At 67.2% G+C, this 12,081-nt stretch carries 12 protein-coding genes; 5 read left to right on the top strand and 7 right to left on the bottom strand.

Features of this window, described 5'->3' with window-relative positions:
* Positions 1 to 82 precede the first annotated feature (82 nt).
* The 3 genes from ACYKG1_RS05195 to ACYKG1_RS05185 form a co-directional block, all read right to left on the bottom strand.
* The gene (locus tag ACYKG1_RS05195; RefSeq protein ID WP_262226315.1) at positions 83 to 811 is read right to left on the bottom strand and encodes a hypothetical protein; all 729 of its coding nucleotides are present in this window, start codon (positions 809 to 811) and stop codon (positions 83 to 85) included.
* Positions 812 to 847: 36 nt separating this feature from the next.
* Positions 848 to 2,011: a PilT/PilU family type 4a pilus ATPase gene (locus tag ACYKG1_RS05190; protein WP_049400675.1), complete on the bottom strand. Its 1,164-nt coding sequence runs from the start codon at positions 2,009 to 2,011 to the stop codon at positions 848 to 850.
* A gap of 79 nt (positions 2,012 to 2,090) precedes the next feature.
* Positions 2,091 to 3,128 carry a type IV pilus twitching motility protein PilT gene (locus tag ACYKG1_RS05185; RefSeq protein WP_004147099.1) on the bottom strand — a complete coding sequence of 346 codons (1,038 nt, stop codon included), beginning with the start codon at positions 3,126 to 3,128 and terminating at the stop codon, positions 2,091 to 2,093.
* Between the two features lie 87 nt (positions 3,129 to 3,215).
* On the opposite strand from ACYKG1_RS05185, the gene ACYKG1_RS05180 reads away from it, so the two are divergent.
* Both ACYKG1_RS05180 and proC read left to right on the top strand, forming a co-directional pair.
* Positions 3,216 to 3,893, top strand: coding sequence for a YggS family pyridoxal phosphate-dependent enzyme (locus tag ACYKG1_RS05180; protein ID WP_478472013.1), 678 nt, complete (start codon positions 3,216 to 3,218; stop codon positions 3,891 to 3,893).
* 18 nt (positions 3,894 to 3,911) lie between these two features.
* Entirely contained in the window at positions 3,912 to 4,733 is an 822-nt protein-coding gene (gene proC / locus ACYKG1_RS05175; RefSeq protein WP_478472012.1) for a pyrroline-5-carboxylate reductase, read from the top strand.
* A 60-nt stretch (positions 4,734 to 4,793) separates the two neighbouring features.
* On the opposite strand, the gene ACYKG1_RS05170 is transcribed toward proC, so the two are convergent.
* On the bottom strand, positions 4,794 to 5,669 hold the full coding sequence (locus tag ACYKG1_RS05170; RefSeq protein ID WP_478472010.1) for a LysR family transcriptional regulator: 876 nt from the start codon (positions 5,667 to 5,669) through the stop codon (positions 4,794 to 4,796).
* Between the two features lie 99 nt (positions 5,670 to 5,768).
* Here ACYKG1_RS05170 and ACYKG1_RS05165 point away from each other — a divergent pair, with 99 nt between their 5' ends.
* On the top strand, positions 5,769 to 6,371 hold the full coding sequence (locus tag ACYKG1_RS05165; protein WP_478472008.1) for a short chain dehydrogenase: 603 nt from the start codon (positions 5,769 to 5,771) through the stop codon (positions 6,369 to 6,371).
* 65 nt (positions 6,372 to 6,436) lie between these two features.
* Here ACYKG1_RS05165 and soxR read toward each other — a convergent pair whose 3' ends face one another.
* Positions 6,437 to 6,871, bottom strand: a complete 435-nt coding sequence (gene soxR / locus ACYKG1_RS05160; protein WP_088024856.1) for a redox-sensitive transcriptional activator SoxR — start codon at positions 6,869 to 6,871, stop codon at positions 6,437 to 6,439.
* A 29-nt stretch (positions 6,872 to 6,900) separates the two neighbouring features.
* On the opposite strand from soxR, the gene ACYKG1_RS05155 reads away from it, so the two are divergent.
* Entirely contained in the window at positions 6,901 to 8,322 is a 1,422-nt protein-coding gene (locus ACYKG1_RS05155; RefSeq protein WP_478472006.1) for an MFS transporter, read from the top strand.
* Between the two features lie 48 nt (positions 8,323 to 8,370).
* Here the strand turns inward: ACYKG1_RS05155 and ACYKG1_RS05150 are convergent, their stop codons facing one another.
* The gene (locus ACYKG1_RS05150) at positions 8,371 to 10,404 is read right to left on the bottom strand and encodes an esterase/lipase family protein (RefSeq protein ID WP_478472004.1); all 2,034 of its coding nucleotides are present in this window, start codon (positions 10,402 to 10,404) and stop codon (positions 8,371 to 8,373) included.
* Complete coding sequence (locus ACYKG1_RS05145) at positions 10,404 to 11,378, bottom strand: Lnb N-terminal periplasmic domain-containing protein (protein ID WP_100471490.1); 975 nt, start codon at positions 11,376 to 11,378, stop codon at positions 10,404 to 10,406. Before ACYKG1_RS05145 ends, ACYKG1_RS05150 begins: the two co-directional genes overlap by 1 nt.
* 171 nt (positions 11,379 to 11,549) lie before the next feature.
* Between ACYKG1_RS05145 and ACYKG1_RS05140 the strand changes: the two genes are divergently transcribed.
* On the top strand, positions 11,550 to 11,954 hold the full coding sequence (locus ACYKG1_RS05140) for a GFA family protein (protein ID WP_100471489.1): 405 nt from the start codon (positions 11,550 to 11,552) through the stop codon (positions 11,952 to 11,954).
* The last annotated feature ends 127 nt before the right edge of the window (positions 11,955 to 12,081 follow it).

Here is a 12,081-nt window from a genome sequence, read left to right as displayed (position 1 = left end):
ATACGCCTGCACTGGCGGTGGATTGAACCGACTGGATGGCAGTCGGTCATGACCGGAATTCATCAATCGCCTGTGGTGCCCGTCACTCCATGCCCTGCAGGGTGTCAGTGCAACCCGCCAGTTCCACCATCATCCTGCCGGTGTTGCGGAACGCCGGATCCCGCGGCACCCATCGTGCGAACCAACGCTGCTCGCCGTCCACCACGGACTCGAACATCCACGATGAGCCGTCAAGCCCAGCGCTCGAATCTTCGCCCTGCAACAGCGCAAACGCGGCGGCGATGGCGTTCCATTCCTGCGCACTCAGCGCGCGCGGTGGAGCGCACGTGCCACCCTTGATGACGGTGGCTGGGCTTCCGGGTAACGATCCGGAAATCTCGAAATCGCGCGCACTGCGCCCGACGATCCACGCGTGGCCCGCTGCATTGCGCTGCGCGCGAATGAGCACGCCCGGGAAGAATGCAGGATCCCAGACGAAGCGATATGCCTGTGCCGGTACGCTGCCACAGCGGAACGACGGCTCCGGCAAGCCATCGAGATCCCGTAACCGGGCATCATAGATCGTCCTCGCTGACCCGGTGAAATCGATGAACGGTGGCAGGTCGCCGCCGTGCTTCGTCGCAGGCGGTGGCAGCAGATACCAGGCATGCGCCTGTGGATCGTCGCAGCCCTCGGCCGCGGCTGCCGGTTCGGGGGTACGGGCACAACCGGCCTGCAGCAGCACGGCGATGGCCAGTATCACGCTCGTAGTCACACGCATGCAGGCCTCCCTGGCAGGTTCACGCGGGCGTGCATCCGGCGCCGCGGTCATCCCGGAGCAGCGGGCGCCCGCAGGCGCCCGGCCGGGTCACCGGATCTCGGAAATCTCCACGCCATCCAGCCCCTGCGACAAGGTGCGCGCGTCGCCGCCCTGGCTGAGCTTGATGCGCAGGCGTACTTCGTTCTGCGAATCGGCGTAGCGCAGCGCGTCCTCGTAGCTGATCTCGCCGGCCTGGTACAGCTCGAACAGGCTCTGGTCGAAGGTCTTCATGCCCAGCTGGACCGAGTCCTTCATCACTTCCTTCAGCTTGTGGATCTCGCCGTCGCGGATGTAGTCCTGCACCAGCGGCGTGCCCAGCAGGATCTCCATCGCCACCTTGCGCGAGCGGCCATCGGGCGACGGCACCAGCTGCTGCGCGACCACACCCTTGAGGTTCAGCGACAGGTCCATCAGCAGCTGGTTGCGGCGGTCTTCCGGGAAGAAGTTGACGATGCGGTCCATCGCCTGGTTGGCGTTGTTGGCATGCAGGGTGCACAGCACCAGGTGACCGGTTTCAGCGAACGCGATGGCGTGGTCCATGCCTTCGCGGGTACGCACCTCGCCGATCATGATCACGTCCGGCGCCTGGCGCAGGGTGTTCTTCAGCGCGGCTTCCCAGCTGTCGGTATCGATGCCGACCTCGCGCTGGGTGATGATGCAGCCCTCGTGCTTGTGCACGAATTCGATCGGGTCTTCGATGGTGATGATGTGGCCGGTCGAGTTCTGGTTGCGGTAACCGATCATCGCCGCCAGCGAGGTCGATTTACCGGTACCGGTGGCACCGACGAACAGGATGATGCCGCGCTTGGTCATCGCCAGCGTCTTGATGATCGGCGGCAGGCTCAGTTCTTCCACGGTCGGGATGCGCGTCTCGATGCGACGCAGCACCATGCCGACCTGGTTGCGCTGGTAGAAGCAGCTGACACGGAAGCGACCGACGCCGGACAGGCCGATGGCGAAGTTGCATTCGTGGGTCTTCTCGAATTCCTCGCGCTGCGCCGGGGTCATCACGTTGAGGACCAGGTCGCGGCTCTGCTGCGGCGTGAGCGGGGTCTGCGTGATCGGCGAGATCTTGCCGTTGACCTTCATCGCCGGCGGCATGCCGGCCGTGATGAACAGGTCCGAGGCGCGCTGGTGCGCCATCAGCTTGAGGAACGAAGTGAAATCGATGGTGGTCGCGGTGGTGTTCACGGCGGGCTCCCAATGGGGCATGTACCAGGAAACGGTCGGTGGAGGAAACGGCACGGGTACGGCGGCGCACTGGCGCACGCCGCCCCGTTGCGGCCCCGCCTTACTCGAACAGGCGCTTGTCCTTGGCGTACTCGCGGGCCTGGTTGCGGGTGATCAGGCTGCGCTTGACCAGGTCCTGCAGGTGCTGGTCCAGGGTCATCATGCCGTACTGCTGGCCGGTCTGGATGGCCGAGTACATCTGCGCCACCTTGTCCTCGCGGATCAGGTTGCGGATGGCCGGGGTGCCGACCATGATTTCCCATGCCGCGGTACGGCCGCCGCCCACCTTCTTCAGCAGCGCCTGCGAGATCACCGCGCGCAGCGACTCGGACAACATCGAACGCACCATCGGCTTTTCGCCGGCCGGGAACACGTCGATGATGCGGTCGATGGTCTTGGCCGCCGAGCTGGTGTGCAGGGTGCCGAACACCAGGTGGCCCGTTTCCGCGGCGGTCAGCGCCAGGCGGATGGTTTCCAGGTCGCGCAACTCGCCGACCAGGATGATGTCCGGGTCCTCACGCAGTGCCGAGCGCAGTGCTTCATTGAAGCCATGCGTGTCGCGGTGCACCTCGCGCTGGTTGATCAGGCACTTCTGCGAGGTATGCACGAATTCGATCGGATCCTCGACGGTGAGGATGTGGCCGTATTCGTTCTTGTTGATGTAGTCGATCATCGCCGCCAGCGTGGTCGACTTGCCCGAACCGGTCGGGCCGGTCACCAGGATCAGGCCCTGCGGCTGCTGGATCACCTCGCGGAACAGCGGCGGGCAGGCCAGGTCCTCGAGGGTGAGCACCTCGGACGGAATGGTACGGAACACCGCACCGGCGCCGCGGTTCTGGTTGAACGCATTCACACGGAAGCGCGCCAGCGACGGAATCTCGAAGGAGAAGTCCACTTCGAGGAATTCCTCGTAATCGCGGCGCTGCTTGTCGGACATGATGTCGTACACCAGCGCGTGGACCTGCTTGTGGTCCAGGGCTGGAATGTTGATCCGGCGAACGTCGCCGTCCACGCGGATCATCGGCGGCAGGCCTGCGGACAGATGCAGGTCGGACGCTTTGTTCTTTACGGAAAACGCCAGCAGTTCGGCGATATCCATGAGCGGCTACTCCCCAATAACGGCTTCGACTGGAAGGATCTTTCCCCGGGCGGCAGTATAGCCTCCTGATTCAACGGAACGCGTTACGTGGCCACTCCCCTGCCCCAGATCCTGAGCAACCTGCATGCTGCCGCCGAGGCGGCCGGCCGGCCCGATCCGCGCCTGCTGGCCGTTTCCAAGACCCAACCGGCCGAGGCCGTGGCCGCGCTGGCCGCACAGGGCCAGCATGCCTTCGGCGAGAACTATGTGCAGGAAGCGCTGGCCAAGATGCAGGCGCTGCAGCACCTGGCGCTGGAGTGGCACCTGATCGGCCACCTGCAGTCGAACAAGGCCGACGCCGTGGCCACCCATTTCGACTGGGTGCAGAGCGTGGACCGGCCCAAGCTGGTGACGGCGCTGGCGCGCCATCGCCCGGCCGCGCGCGGCCCGCTGAACGTGCTGATCCAGGTCAACATCGACGATGAGTCCAGCAAGCACGGCTGTGCGCCGGAGGCCGTGGACGCATTGGCCGCCGCGATTGCCGCCGAGCCCCAGCTGCGCCTGCGCGGCCTGATGGCGATTCCCGCGCCATGGCCCGAGGCCGAGCGCCGTCGGGATGCGTTCGTGCGCATGCGCATCCTTTTCCAGTCGCTGGCCGCCCAGCACGCGCAGGTCGACACCCTGTCGATGGGCATGAGCAGCGACTACGCCGAAGCCATCGCCGAGGGCGCCAACCTGGTGCGCATCGGCACCGCCCTGTTCGGCGCGCGCCCGCGCCCGGCCTGATTTTCCAAGGAGACTTCCATGGCAGCTGATTCCATCACCTTCATCGGCGGCGGCAACATGGCGCGCAGCCTGATCGCCGGCCTGATCCGCCAGGGCGTGCCGGCCGCGCACATCCACGTGGCCGAACCGGTGGCCGCACTGCGCGGATCACTGGCCACCGATTTCGGCGTGCAGGTGCACGACAACGCCGCCGATGCCGCCGCACAGGGCAACACCTGGCTGCTGGCAGTAAAGCCGCAGGTACTGCGCGAGGTCTGCCAGTCGCTGCAGGCACTGGCGCAGGCGAATCGGCCGTTGGTGGTATCCATTGCCGCTGGCATCACCAGCGCGCAGCTGGAACGCTGGCTGGGTGGCAACCTGCCGGTGGTGCGTGCAATGCCCAACACGCCCGCCCTGCTCGGCGCCGGCGTGACCGGCCTGTTCGCCACGCCGTCGGTGGATGCTAAGCAGCACGCGCAGGCCGAACAGGTATTGGCCAGTGCCGGCCGTACCGTGTGGATCGAGCGCGAGGCGCTGATGGATTCGGTCACTGCCGTGTCCGGTAGCGGGCCGGCCTACGTGTTCCTGCTGGCCGAAGCAATGGAAGCGGCGGGCATCGCCCAGGGCCTGCCGGCCGACGCCGCGCGCACGCTGGTGGTGCAGACCCTGCTGGGAGCCTCGCGCATGCTTGACGAGGCCGGTGAAAGCCCCGCCGAGCTTCGCCGGCGCGTGACCTCGCCCAACGGTACCACCCAGGCTGCAATCGAGAGCTTCCAGGCCGGCGGTTTCGAGGCGCTGGTGGATACCGCGCTGCGCGCCGCGCAGGTGCGCGGGCAGGAACTGTCTGCGGCGAATGATTGATCTCCTGGGGTCAGATCCCTTTGCCGAGGCAAAGGGATCTGACCCCATCCACCCCGATGATCATTGCCCCAATCTGGCCATGACGAAATCGACGAAGCACTGCAGCCGCGGGCGCGGCCGTCGATCCGGCAGGTAGATCAGGTGCATCGGCCGCGGTTCGGGCAGGTAGTCGCGCAGCAACGGCTTCAACCGCCCGGCCGCGATCTCGCCAGCCAGCAGGGCTGTCGGCTGCAGCACCAGCCCTGCTCCGGCCACGGCAGCCTCACGCAGCGCAAGGCCGTCGTTGCAGGCCAGCCGCGCCTCCCAATCCACCTGTTCCCCGTTGGCCAGCTGCCAGCCATGGCCACCACGCCAGGCCAGATGGCTGAGGCAGTCGTGTCCCGCCAGATCCGCCGGCGTGCGCGGCATGCCGCGCCGACGCAGGTAGGAAGGCGCCGCGCACAGGCTCATCGCGTAGGGCGGCAACGGCCGCGCCACCACTTCCTGTGACGGCAGCGGCCCGACCCGGATCGCCACGTCGAAGCCATCCTCGATCAGGTCCACGCGACGGTTGCTCAGGTCCAGTTCGATGTCCAGCAACGGCTGCTCACGCAATAGCCCGGACAGTACCGGCGCCAGCACGCAGCTGCCCCAGGTGGTCGGCGCGCTGACCCGCAGCAGGCCACGTGGCTGCACCTGCAGGCCGGCGACATCGGCCTCGGCCTGCTGCACCTGCTCCAGCACCTGCCGACAGCCGGCCAGGTAGGCGCTGCCGGCCTCGGTCAGGCGCTGGCGGCGGGTGTTCCGTTGCAGCAACGCGGTCCCCAGGTGGGACTCCAGCTGCTGGATGTACTTGCCCACCATCACCGCCGAAACCTGCAGCTGTTCGGCGGCGCCGGCGAAGCTGCCACGCTCGGCCACGGCAATGAAGGCCCGCATGCATCGAAGGGTATCCATTACTAATCCAGAGTTAGGGATCTGCGAAGCATGCGCAGCTTACCTAACCCGGATGTGAGGGCGCAGACTGCGCGCATCCCCCTCTCGCAAGGAACGGCCATGAAGATCCTCCTCGTCGGTGCCAGCGGCACCCTGGGCCAGGCAGTCGCCCGCCAGCTCGGCCAGCAGCATCAGATCCTCGCCGCCGGCCGCCGCAGCGGCGAGCTGCGCGTGGACCTGACCGATGACGCCAGTGTCGCCGAGCTGTTCGCGCGTACCGGCCCGGTCGATGCCGTGGTCTCCACCGCCGGCAAGCTGCACTTTGGCCCGCTGCAGGAGATGACGCCCGAGCAGTTCAACCTTGGACTACAGGACAAACTACTGGGCCAGGTGCGGCTGGCACTGGCCTCGCAACACCATCTCAGCGCCGGCGGTTCGATCACCCTGACCAGCGGCATCGTCAGCGCACAGCCCATCCGCGATGGCGCCAACGCCACCTCGGTGAATGCCGCGCTGGAAGGCTTCGTGCGTGCAGCCGCCTTGGAACTGCTGCCACGCGGCCTGCGCATCAACGTGGTCAGCCCCAACGTGCTGATCGAATCGATGGCCGCCTACGCGCCCTACTTCCCCGGCTTTGAAGCGGTGAGCGCACAGCGCGCGGCACTGGCCTTCCAGCGCGCGGTGGAAGGCATCCAGAGCGGCGAGACGATCACGGTCTGGTAAGAAAAAGGGGACGGAGGGGATTAAGTCGTTTGTGCACTTGCGACTTAATCCCCTCCGTCCCCTTTTCACTCCCAGCGCATCGGGCCGTCGCCGCGTTCGCCGAGGACGTCGCCCGGGTTGGCCAGGCGGCAGCGCTGCAGCGAAAGGCAGCCACAGCCAATGCAGCCGGTCAGTTCATCGCGCAGCAGCTGCAGCATGTGGATGCGCTCTTCCAGCTCGGTGCGCCAGCGCGCGGAAAGCTTGGCCCAGTCGGCCTTGGTTGGCGCGCGGCCTTCGGGCAGGCTCTCGAAGGCACGGCCGACCGCTTCCAGCGGCATGCCGACCCGCTGTGCCACACGAATCACCGCCAGCCGGCGCAGCACATCGCGACTGTAACGGCGCTGGTTGCCCGAGGTGCGCAGGCTGCTGATCAGCCCCTTGCGCTCGTAGAAATGCAGCGCGGAAACCGCCACGCCACTGCGCTCGGCGACTTCGCCCACGCTCAGCTCCTGGGACACCATTGCTTGACCTCAACCGTTGTTGAGGTGTCATGCTGCTATCTTCGCCGCTTGTTGACAAGCGCGGCCCGCACCTGACCCGTATGACCCCGAGCGTACCTCCCGCCGGCACCATCGCGCCGGCCGATACTTCGATCCTGTCCCCGCGCTACCGCACCACCACCGCCGGCATGGTGGCGCTGGTCGCGCTGCACGCCTTCGAGGCACTGGCGGTGGCTGCCGCCATGCCCACCGTGGCCGAGGCGCTGGACGGCCTGCGCCTGTATGCACTGGCGTTCGGCGGCACCCTGGCCACCAGCGTGATCGGCATGACCCTGGCCGGTCGCTGGGCCGACCGCCAGGGCCCGGCACGGCCACTGTGGTATGGCCTGGCCTGCTTCGTGCTGGGCCTGTTGCTGGCTGGCTTCGCAATGCGCATGGGCACGCTGGTAGCGGGGCGACTGCTGCAAGGCCTGGGTGCGGGCGCGATTTCGGTCTCGCTGTACGTGATGGTTGGCCGCAGCTATCCCGAGCACCTGCGACCGAAGGTGTTCGCGGCGTTCTCTGCTGGCTGGGTGGTGCCCTCGATGGTCGGCCCGGCACTGAGCGGCCTGATCGTGCAGCACCTCGGTTGGCGCTGGGTGTTCCTGGCGGTGCCGCTGCTGGCCGTCCCGGCCGCACTGCTGCTGCGCCCGGCGCTGGCGCGCATGCAGTCCCCCGTCGCGGCCGGCAACGATGGCGAGCGCAGCAACGTGGTGCGCTGGGCCAGTGGTGCCTCGCTGGCCGCGCTGCTGCTCTACGTCGGCGGCCAGCAACCGGGCATGGCCGCCCTGCCCTGCATCGGTGTGGCGATGCTGGCGCTGCTGTTCTGCGTGCACCGGCTGCTGCCGGCCGGAACACTGGTCCTGCGCCGCGGCCTGCCCAGCGTGATCGCGCTGCGCGGCATCGCTGCAGCGGCCTTCTTCGCCTGCGAGGCCTATCTGCCGCTGTTGCTGCAGCGCGAACGTGGACTCTCGCCCAGCTGGGCCGGCGCGGTGCTCAGCCTCGGTGCGCTGGGCTGGTTCGCGGGCTCCTGGCTGCAGGGCCACCAGCAGCGCGGCTGGTCACGGCAGCAGCTGTTGCGCGTTGGCACGGCGATGATGACGGTCGGCATCGCCGCAACGCTGGCAGTGCTGTTCAAACAGATGCCATTGCCGGTCGCGCTGGTTGGCTGGACCGTGACCGGTTTCGGCATGGGCATGATCTACGCCAGCCTGTCGGTGCTGACCCTGTCGCTGTCAGCGCCGCATGAGCAGGGCGCCAATACCTCTGCCCTGCAGCTGAGCGAGGCGTTGTCGGTGGCCACCGCGCTGGCGGTTTCCGGCGCGCTGTTCGCCATGTTCGTGGAAAGCGCGCCGCACACGGGCTACCTGCTGTGCCTGGCGATCACCTGCGGGCTGGCCGTGCTGGCTACGGTGATCGCACGGCGGGTGTAGGGGCCCAGCATTGCGCTTCCGCCAGGCACGGCCCGGCGAGCGTAGCGGTCAGGGATTCGCAGCGGCACCCATGTCATCGATGTCCCGGTGCAGGATGCGCCGCACTTCCAGCACCGCCTGCGGGGTTTCCTGCACGCTGTGGCCGGAAATGATCACCTTCTCCGACAGCGCGCCCTGCAGGTGCGCGCTCCAGTACGGCACCAGCCCATCATCGGACTTCTCCACTGGCAGCTCCGGCTTGCGCTGGGCGATGATCGAGTGGTACTTCAGGCCTGCTTCGATCGGCAGCTGCGCGGTGGCCTTCACGAACGGATCGCTGGCCTTGAGGTTGTCGATGCTGTTGGGGATCTTCGGCTTGGCGGTACCGTCGACCTGCTGCTCGGCCTGCGCCAGCGCCATGAACACATCCTCGAACTTGCCAAGGATGGTCAGTGGCAGCCGCACCAGGCGACCGATCAGGCGACCGACCTTGTTACCGGCGATATCGGTGCCCTGGTGCGGCGCGGCGATGAAGATCGCGCGCTCCACGTTGGGCTGTGCCTTGAAGTGCAGCAGCGGCCCCAGCTTGGTCTGCACGCGCTTCAGGCGCTCGCCCTTCAGATCGTAATTGGCCAGCAGGTCGTTCCAAAGTACATCACCGGAGTTGCTCACCAGCAGCCGGGCCAGCACACCGCCCATGCTGTGGCCGATGTAGACCATGTCCTTCGACGCACGCGTGCTGCCGTTGGGGTCGAAATGCTTGAGCGTGTCGTTGAACGCGTTGGCGATCTCGTAGCGGTTCAACGCGATCGGGGCATTGGTGGGGTAGTAGACCTGCCACACCTGGAACTGCTGGCGCAGCTCGGGATCGCCCATGATCTCGTTGGCCAGGTTCACCCACGCTTCCGGGCTGCTGGCCAGGCCATGCAGCATGAAGATGATGCGGCGGTTCGGGTCCCACGGCTGCATCAGGTAGATGTGGGGTTCGCCGATGCCTTCGCTCATGCCGAACAGCGTGCGCAGTGACTGCCGGGCGAAGCCACTCTGCGCCAGCCACAGGCCGTAAGCCGCGGTGAAGTTGCCGGCCAGCGGCACCTGTTCTCCATGCAGGGTGATGCGCTCGGTGGCTTCCGGCGAATAGGCATCGAGCTCGACCCGGCGCGTGCGCATCACGTCTTCGAGACTGCTGCCCTCGAACCGCAACAGCGCTGTGACGTTGATCGAGGACATCTCACTGAACTCGGGCACCGAATCATCATGGCGATGGCGGCGGCCCCGGCGCTCGTCGCGTTCGTCGCCCTCGTCGTCCTGCGCGGTTTCGGCCTTCGGGCCATCCGGCGCGATCACCGGCGCAACCAGCTTGGGCGGATCCATCACCATCACCAGCTCGGCACCGAAGCCATCGCGGCGATAGGTACTGCGCAGGCCGACGAAGCTGACCGTGCCGGCCGGCACCAGCTGCGCAGGAATGCTCTTCAGGTTCAACTGCTGGTAGTTGGACGCCAGCGACCAGCTGCCGACCGTGAGCGGTTTCGTATAGTCCTCGCCGGCCAGCGCAGCGGCGCGTGCGCGCACGAACAGCACCACTGCCGCCTTCTCGGCCGCGTAGTTGTAGTAGTCGCGCACCTGCGTCTGCCGGTCTTCGAAGGCGCGGTCGGACGGCGAACGCCCGCTGTAGAACAGGTAGGCATAGGCATAGCGCGCGGCTTCCAGCCAGGCGTCCAGCGCCGCATCGCTCATCGGCGGATCGCCGGCGGCGGTCTTCTTCGGCGTCAGCGCCAATGCAGCCTTCACCCACAGCTCGGACAGCGCCGACAGCCGCTGCTCGACATTGAGGTCATCAGTCATCAGCAGCGTGCTGCGGCAGACCAGGAAGTCCTTCTCGCACTGCGATTCGTCCAGGCCCGCGGCGCTGAGCGTCTCGCGCGCGGCCGGGCTGAGCTTGCCGGTGTTGAGCACGTCGGCGCGCTTGTTGACCAGCGAATCGCTGGATTTGACCTGCTTGACGGTCACCATCGCGCAGCCGCTGCTGCCCAGCAGCAGGAAGGCGGCGAACAACACCGGCAGCGCGCGCTGCCAGCGGATCAGGAAGAGTCGGGTCATTACTGCGGGTCCTGCTCGGTACCAGGCACGCCCTGGCGGATCACGGTGGAGAAGTGGTCGCCGCTACCCTGGTCCAGCGCACGCTGGGTGATGCGGCCCTTGTCATGCAGCTCGGCGTACGGCACACCCGGAGCGAGCGCACCGACCTCCTGCGCGTACTCGGCCAGGTAGCCGGACAGCAGCAGGCGGTAGTCCAGCGGCAGGCGCGGCGCAATGTGCCGGGCCAGGTCGAAGACGATGGTGGTGCAGTTGCTGGTGAGCGTGTTGTAGAAGCCCGGCTTCGCATCCAGCTCACGCGCCTGCGCGATGTAGGCGGTGAACAGTTCCTTCAGCTGCGCGCGGTCCATGCCATGCAGGCGGTACAGGTAGACATCCTCGCCGCGCGCGTTGGTACGGGTGCGGATGATATCGGTCTCTTCCGAGGCCACCAGGGTCATCTCGAACTTGCGGAAGAAGCCACCCAGCGCCGAGAACGATTCGCCACGCTCCTTGCGGATCTCCAGCGAGAACACCACGTGGCGGCCATCCTCGAAACCGAATGAGATGAGGGTGTGGGCAATCGCCGGCCCCATCCAGTACGACAGCACCAGGTCGGCCGAGCGCAGCTGGTCCAGATCGTACTCGCGGCGTACCCAGCGCGCGTCGTAGTCGGTTTCGCTGCGCCAGCTGAAGTCGCGCACGTTGTCCAGCACCACATGGCGGCCATCGAAGGACACCACATGCAGGCGCTGGGCCACGTCATCGGCCCATATGCGGTCCTGGCGAGGGGTCAGCAGCAGCCACCACAGGCCGGCCAGTGCCAGCGATGCACCGAACGCCAGGCCCAGGCGGCACGAGGCGCGGCCCCGCGCGACCCGCCATGACGCCCACAGCGCAACCAGCAGCCACAGCCCGGCGACGCCGTTGGCCAGCCAACCCGGCCCCGGCATCTGATAGGCCAACAGCCCGGTCACCCACAGCGCTGCCAGCGCCATGGCACTTCCTGTCATCCAACGTCCTGCGGCTTTCACTGGCATCCTGGTGCGGTCCCGAAGCCGCATAGTTAGCCACAAGCCGGTTCACGGTGGCATCTACGGCCCGTTCAGGCACGCCGGCGCACCGTCGGCGGCGGCCCATGCGGCCGGATTCACCTCACAGGAGCAACGATGGGCATTACTTCCGTGGCCGGCGTTCCGGTCCAACCCCAGCACCGCGCCACCTGTCATTGCGGCACGGTCGAACTGCTGCTGGACCTGCCGGACGGCATCGTCGACCCGCGCCGCTGCGACTGCTCGATGTGCCGCCGCCGGGGGGCCATTGCCGCCAGCGTCAGCCGCGCGGGCCTGCAGGTGGTGCGCGGACAGAACCACCTGCAGCTGTACCAGTTCAACACCCATGTGGCCGAGCACTACTTCTGCGGCGTGTGCGGCATCTACACCCATCACCGGCGCCGCTCCAACCCGGAACAGTACGGTTACAACGTGGCCTGCCTGGAGGGCATCGACCCGTTCGCGCTGGGTGTGATCCCGGTCAACGACGGGGTCAACCACCCCGCCGACCGCACCGGCTAGTGGCGCGTGCGCCGTAGCGGCGTGGCGACCTTCTGCCAGGGCGCCATGCCGCTGCGCCCGGCCCGCGCCGGACGCTTCAGCCAGGGACGGCGTGGCGGCCCCTGCGGTGCGTCCGCAACCGGGGGAG

The sequence above is a fragment of the Stenotrophomonas sp. 85239_Sma genome (assembly GCF_056481725.1).
Note: the sequence above shows the minus strand (reverse complement) of the source record. Positions and strands in the feature narration are given on the sequence as shown.

What these genes read in the sequence shown, in the direction of transcription:
- ACYKG1_RS05195 (WP_262226315.1), bottom strand. Translation starts at nt 811, where the DNA reads ATGACCGCGGCGCCGGATGCACGCCCGCGTGAACCTGCCAGGGAGGCC.
- ACYKG1_RS05190 (WP_049400675.1), bottom strand. Translation starts at nt 2,011, where the DNA reads ATGCCCCATTGGGAGCCCGCCGTGAACACCACCGCGACCACCATCGAT.
- ACYKG1_RS05185 (WP_004147099.1), bottom strand. Translation starts at nt 3,128, where the DNA reads ATGGATATCGCCGAACTGCTGGCGTTTTCCGTAAAGAACAAAGCGTCC.
- proC (WP_478472012.1), top strand. Translation starts at nt 3,912, where the DNA reads ATGGCAGCTGATTCCATCACCTTCATCGGCGGCGGCAACATGGCGCGC.
- ACYKG1_RS05170 (WP_478472010.1), bottom strand. Translation starts at nt 5,669, where the DNA reads ATGGATACCCTTCGATGCATGCGGGCCTTCATTGCCGTGGCCGAGCGT.
- ACYKG1_RS05165 (WP_478472008.1), top strand. Translation starts at nt 5,769, where the DNA reads ATGAAGATCCTCCTCGTCGGTGCCAGCGGCACCCTGGGCCAGGCAGTC.
- soxR (WP_088024856.1), bottom strand. Translation starts at nt 6,871, where the DNA reads ATGGTGTCCCAGGAGCTGAGCGTGGGCGAAGTCGCCGAGCGCAGTGGC.
- ACYKG1_RS05155 (WP_478472006.1), top strand. Translation starts at nt 6,901, where the DNA reads ATGCTGCTATCTTCGCCGCTTGTTGACAAGCGCGGCCCGCACCTGACC.
- ACYKG1_RS05150 (WP_478472004.1), bottom strand. Translation starts at nt 10,404, where the DNA reads ATGACCCGACTCTTCCTGATCCGCTGGCAGCGCGCGCTGCCGGTGTTG.
- ACYKG1_RS05145 (WP_100471490.1), bottom strand. Translation starts at nt 11,378, where the DNA reads ATGGCGCTGGCAGCGCTGTGGGTGACCGGGCTGTTGGCCTATCAGATG.
- ACYKG1_RS05140 (WP_100471489.1), top strand. Translation starts at nt 11,550, where the DNA reads ATGGGCATTACTTCCGTGGCCGGCGTTCCGGTCCAACCCCAGCACCGC.